Annotated in this window: 5 protein-coding genes; 1 reads left to right on the top strand and 4 read right to left on the bottom strand. The window is 72.3% G+C overall.

Annotated features, from left to right (window positions below; all coding sequences use genetic code 11):
• From DKT68_RS00820 to DKT68_RS00805, 4 genes are all read right to left on the bottom strand, one after another.
• Positions 1-753, bottom strand: a 753-nt coding sequence (locus DKT68_RS00820; protein ID WP_146218249.1) for a lytic polysaccharide monooxygenase auxiliary activity family 9 protein, incomplete at its 3' end; no start/stop codon positions are given.
• 296 nt (positions 754-1,049) lie between these two features.
• Positions 1,050-3,287: a xanthine dehydrogenase family protein molybdopterin-binding subunit gene (locus DKT68_RS00815; protein WP_109815523.1), complete on the bottom strand. Its 2,238-nt coding sequence runs from the start codon at positions 3,285-3,287 to the stop codon at positions 1,050-1,052.
• Positions 3,284-4,279, bottom strand: coding sequence for an FAD binding domain-containing protein (locus DKT68_RS00810; protein WP_109815522.1), 996 nt, complete (start codon positions 4,277-4,279; stop codon positions 3,284-3,286). Before DKT68_RS00810 ends, DKT68_RS00815 begins: the two co-directional genes overlap by 4 nt.
• Positions 4,266-4,745 carry a (2Fe-2S)-binding protein gene (locus DKT68_RS00805; protein WP_236646654.1) on the bottom strand — a complete coding sequence of 160 codons (480 nt, stop codon included), beginning with the start codon at positions 4,743-4,745 and terminating at the stop codon, positions 4,266-4,268. The genes DKT68_RS00810 and DKT68_RS00805 overlap by 14 nt, the downstream gene beginning before the upstream one ends.
• A 161-nt stretch (positions 4,746-4,906) precedes the next feature.
• Here DKT68_RS00805 and DKT68_RS00800 point away from each other — a divergent pair.
• Positions 4,907-5,323, top strand: a 417-nt coding sequence (locus DKT68_RS00800; protein WP_236646653.1) for an XdhC family protein, incomplete at its 3' end; no start/stop codon positions are given.

Here is a 5,323-nt window from a genome sequence, read left to right as displayed (position 1 = left end):
AGATGTGTATAAGCGACAGGTCGGGTTCGGCGGCGGGGTTCCGCCCGGACCGACGCCGGTGACCTGGCCGTTGCCGCCGTCGAAGGTCACGTCGGAGCAGCCGAAGAAGTTCTCCTGCGAGTCCGAGCGCACCCAGCGGGAGTAGATGATGTGCCGGCCGCTCTTGCCCGACGGCAGGTTGCCGCTGAAGTAGTAGTGCCCGTCGTTCGTGCCGACCCCGCCCCGCTGCGGCGGGTTGGTCACCGTCAGGAACGGCTGCTCCTCCAGGTCACCCCAGGCCAGCGCCCGGGTCGGGCTCCAGCTGTTCTTGGTCACGTAGAAGTAGAAGGTGCCCGGGTGGTGTGCCCAGTTGCTGTACCGGAAGTCCAGCCGCGCACCGGCGGTCAGGTGCGTCAACGGCCAGTCGGTGCGGGGCAGGTCGTAGCCGCGGTAGCCGGGGTTGCCGCCGCTGCACAGCTGCCCGTCCGGGATGAAGCCGACGGTCCGGCCGCCGGCGTCGGAGCGCAGCACGCTGAACCAGTTGTAGAGCGAGTTGGCGCCGCTCTGCGCCACGGCGGCGGAGCACGCCGGGTTGTTCGGCCTGATCTCGCCGGTCGGGCTCATTCCGTCCTGCCAGCACAGGTACGTGCGGCTGCCCGGGGTCATCGCCGCGCCGTGCGCGGCGGCCGGCTCCGAGTGGGACGCCAGGGCGACGGCGCCGAGGGTGAGGGTCACGGCCGCGGTGAGCAACGCGGCCGTACGGGAACGGTTCACGGGTTCTCCTGACTCGCGAGGCGCGCCGCCCGAGCCGCCCCGCCGCGATCGGGTGGGGATGTGGCGTGGTCGCCCCGCTGGAACGAGCGGAAGCGACGATCACGGTGACGTGCCCCGGCGGGAACCGCCCGGTGGGCACGTGCCGTCGACGGTCCCTGTCGTGGACCGGTGCCCTCGCGTGAAACGAAACCCGGCAACCGGCGGCACGGCAGCCCCCCGCACCGCCCGGTACGCGTCATCCCACCACGCCGTCCTGCCGCGACGCAATAGCCGACCCTCGATGTGTCAGTTGACCCTCAGAGCAGCTTCTCCAGGGTGATCGGCAGCTCGTACTGCCGGCGCCCGGTGGCGTGGTGAACCGCGTTGGCGATCGCGGCGGCCACGCCGACCACGCCGATCTCCCCGACGCCCTTCATGCCGAGCGGGTTCACCACCTCGTCGTGCACCTCGATGGTGTCCACCACGACGTCCGGCGCGTCCGCGTTGACCGGCACCAGGTAGTCGCCGAGGCTGGCGTTGGCCCAGCGGCCCATCCGGGGGTCCATCCGGGTGGCCTCCAGCAGCGCCTGGCCCAGCCCCCAGAGCATCCCGCCCATGAGCTGGCTGTGCGCGGTCTTGCGGTTGAGCACCCGGCCCGGCGCGAACACCCCGACCATCCGGCGTACGCGGACCACCCCGAGGTCGGCGTCCACCGCCACCTCGGCCATCTGCGCGCCGAAGGTGTGCACCCCGTACCCGGCGTCCTGCGGCGGCGGGTTCCAGGTGCCGAGCACCTCCACGTCCGGCATGAAGGTGCGGTGCATCAGGTCCGCGTACGTCTCGCCGACGTCGGGACGGTCGCGCAGCACCATCTTGCCGTCGCGGACCTGCACGGCGGCCGGGTCGGCGCCGCGCAGCGGCGAGTGGTCGTCGGCCACCGCGCGCCGGATCAGCTCGTCGCGCAGCTGGGTCGTCGCCAGGTGTACGGCGGAGCCCACGGCGCTGGTGCCGGCGGATCCCACGGCGGCGGTGACGTTCGGCAGGTCGCTGCTGCCGCCCACGAACCGCACCCGCTCCACCGGAATGCCCAGCCCGTCCGCGGCGACCTGGGTCATCGCGGTGAAGACACCCGTGCCGAACTCCGAGACGCCGGCCTCGACCACCGCGGTGCCGTCGTTGTAGAGCCGGGCCCGGGCGCGCTGCGGGTTCACCGGCTGGGTCACCGGGTAGAGCGCGCTGGCCATGCCGGTGCCGATCAGCCACTGCCCCTCTCGCCGGGATCGGGGTCGCGGGTCGCGGCCGTGCCAGCCGAACAGCTCGGCCGCCCGCTGGTAGCACTCGGTCAGCCCGCTGCTGGACCACGGCTTGCCGCTCTCCGGGTCGGTCGCCGAGTAGTTGCGCAGCCGCAGCTCCAGCGGGTCGACGCCGATGCGCTCGGCCAGCTCGTCCATCGCGCACTCCAGCGCGAACATTCCGGTCGCCTCACCGGGGGCCCGGGTGAAGGTCGGTGTGATGGTGTTCCCCCGGACCAGGTGGTAGATCCCCTCGTAGTTCGGGCTGGTGTAGGCCACCGACGGGCTCTGCAACGACGGCTCCGCCCAGTCGTCGAACGGAGAGGTGAGCGAGAGCTTGTGGTGGCGCAGCGCGGTGATCCGGCCGTCCGCCCCCGCGGCGAGGGTGATCCGCTGCTCCTGCTCCTCGCGGTGCCCGCAGGAGGTGAACATCTGCTCCCGGGTGAGTACCAGCCGCACCGGCCGGCCCACGTGCCGGGCGGCCAGCGCGGCCAGCGCCGGGTGGTGCCAGACCATCGCCTTGGAACCGAAGCTGCCGCCCACGGCGTGGCTGACCACCCGGATCGAGATCGGTGGCAGGCCGAGCAGCTCGGCGAGGGTGAACTGGACGGAGTTCGGCCCCTGGGTCGAGTCGTAGACGGTCAGCCGGTCGGCGTCCTCCCAGACGGCGGTGCTGGCCGACGGCTCGATGGGGTTGTGGTGGTTGGGGGCGAACCGGTACGTGGTGTCGACGCACACCTCCGCCTCGGCCAGCGCCTTCGCCACGTCGCCACGGGACGCGTGCCCGGGCAGCAGCCCGCCGAAGATCCGCTCGGGCACGTACGCCTGGTCCCGGGCCTGGTCGAGCAGGGTGGTGGCGGGCGTGGGGGCGTACTCGAAGCGGATGAGGGTGCCGGCGTGGTCGGCGCGTTCGATGGTGTCGGCGACCACGATGGCGACCGGCTGGCCGGCGTAGTGGATCGTCTCGTCCTGCATCGGGAAGAAGCTCTGCCCCGGTGCGGCCAGCCCGGCCAGCGACGGGAGCAGCTTCGGCACGGTGGCGACCGGGGACAGGTTGCGGTGGGTGAGCACGGCGAGCACCCCTTCGGCCCGCTCGGCTTCGCTGGTGTCGATCGCGGTGATCCGGCCGCTGGCGATCTTCGCGTTCACCACCACCGCGTGCGTCAGGTTGGGCACCGGGACCTCGGCCGAGTAACGGGACTCGCCGCGCACCTTGAAGCGGCCGTCCACCCGGTTGAGCGTCGCGCCGATCGCCGGGCTCATGTCGTCCCCTCCCGCTGCGCCATGATCTCCAGGGCCCGGACGATGGTCCGCCGGGCCAGCTCGATCTTGAAGGTGTTCATTCCGTGCGGCACTGCCGGCGCCAGCTCCGCCTCGGCGGCGCGGGTGAACGACTCGGTGGTCGCCGGCGCGCCGTCGAGCAGCCGCTCGGCCTGCCGGGCCCGCCACGGTTTGGTGGCCACCCCGCCCAGGGCCAGCCGGATCTCGGTGATCCGATCGTCGACAACCGACATGGCCACCGCGACGGAGGCGAGCGCGAACTCGTACGACTCGCGGTCGCGGATCTTGATGTACCGGGAGGTGGCCGCGACCGGCAACGGTGGCAGGTCGATGCCGGTCACCAGCTCGCCGTGGGTCAGCGGGTGCTCCCGTTCCGGGGTCTGCCCGGGGAGCAGGAAGAAGTCGTCGATGGGGATGCTCCGCGTGCCGCCGGGCCCCTCGGTCTGCACCACCGCGTCGAGTGCGACCAGGGCCACGCCGAGGTCCGAGGGGTGGGTGGCGATGCAGCAGTCGCTGGTGCCGAGCACCGCGTGCCCCCGGTTGATCCCGTCGATAGCGCTGCACCCGGTGCCCGGGGCCCGTTTGTTGCAGCCGGCCGCGACGTCCCGGAAGTAGCTGCACCGCACCCGCTGCATGAGATTGCCCGCGATGGTGGCCATGTGGCGCAGCTGCGGGGAGGCGCCGAGCAGCAGCGCCTCGGCGACCATCGGGTAGCGCCGGACCAGCTCCGGCTCCTCGGCCACGTCGCTCATCCGGGCCAGCCCACCGAGCCGCAACCCGCCGCCGGGCAGCTCCTCGATCCGGTTCAGCGGCAGGTCGTTGATGTCGACCAGGCGGCGCGGTTGTTCGACGTAGATGCGCAGCAGGTCGACCTGGGTGGTGCCGCCGGCCAGGAAGGCGCTCTCCGGGTCGGCGCTCACCGCGCCGATCGCGGCGCCGACGTCGGTGGCCCGGGAGTAGCTAACGGGACGCATCGCCGGGGCCCCCCTCGTCGCGGACCCGGCGGATGGCCGCGCGGATGTGCGGGTACGCGGCGCAACGGCAGATGTTGCCGCTCATCCACTCCCCGATCTCGGTGTCGTCGCCGACGTGCCCCTCGGCGAGCAGCGCCACCGCGGACATGATCTGGCCGGGGGTGCAGTAGCCGCACTGGAACGCGTCGCAGTCCAGGAACGCCTGCTGCATCGGGTGCAGCGTGTCCCCTTCCGACAGTGCCTCAATCGTGGTCACCTCGCGGTTCTCGCAGGTGATCGCCAGGGTCAGGCAGGACAGCACGCGGCGCCCGTCCACCCACACGGTGCACGCGCCGCAGGCGCCCTGGTTGCAACCCTTCTTGGTGCCGGTCAGCTCCAGCCGGTCGCGGAGGGCGTCGAGCAGGCTGACCCGCGGCTCGATGATCGCCGTTCGGCTCTCGCCGTTGACGTGCAGGTGGACCTCCACCTCGCCGGGACCCCGGACGACCGCGTGGTCCGGGTTCGGTGCCGTACGCAGTGCCTCGTAGGACTTCACCAACTCACACCCCCTCGTGACGGAATCGACCATATCCTTCACATAAGGGTGTTTTCCTCCTTTCACCGCGAATGGGGCAGCAGGTGCCGGACGTGTTCGACGAGATGCTCCGCCGCTGCCGTGCCGGCGAGCCGATCGCCCTGGCCACCGTCGTGGCCACGTGGCGCTCCGCCCCACAGCCGCCCGGCGCCACCATGCTCGTCACCGCCGACGGCACCGTCACCGGCAGCGTCTCCGGCGGCTGCGTCGAGGCGGACCTCTACGAACGGGCCCGCCACGTGCTCGACACCGGCGCACCCGAGCTGACCCGCTACGGGGTGAGCGACGACGACGCGTACGCGGTGGGCCTGACCTGCGGCGGCGTACTCGACGTGTTCGTGGAGCGGATCGACGCCGGTGACCTCGCGGAGCTGGACGCGGTCGACGCCGCCCGCCGGGCCGGACAACCGGCGGCGGTGGTGACCTGCGTGGCGGCCGACGCCAGCGACCCGCCGGGCGCGGTGCCGGCC

The sequence above is a fragment of the Micromonospora acroterricola genome (assembly GCF_003172955.1).
Taxonomy (GTDB): domain Bacteria; phylum Actinomycetota; class Actinomycetes; order Mycobacteriales; family Micromonosporaceae; genus Micromonospora; species Micromonospora acroterricola.
The sequence above is the reverse complement of the archived record's forward strand: the minus strand, read 5'-3'. Positions and strand labels throughout refer to the sequence as shown.

What these genes read in the sequence shown, in the direction of transcription:
- DKT68_RS00810 (WP_109815522.1), bottom strand. Translation starts at nt 4,279, where the DNA reads ATGCGTCCCGTTAGCTACTCCCGGGCCACCGACGTCGGCGCCGCGATC.
- DKT68_RS00815 (WP_109815523.1), bottom strand. Translation starts at nt 3,287, where the DNA reads ATGAGCCCGGCGATCGGCGCGACGCTCAACCGGGTGGACGGCCGCTTC.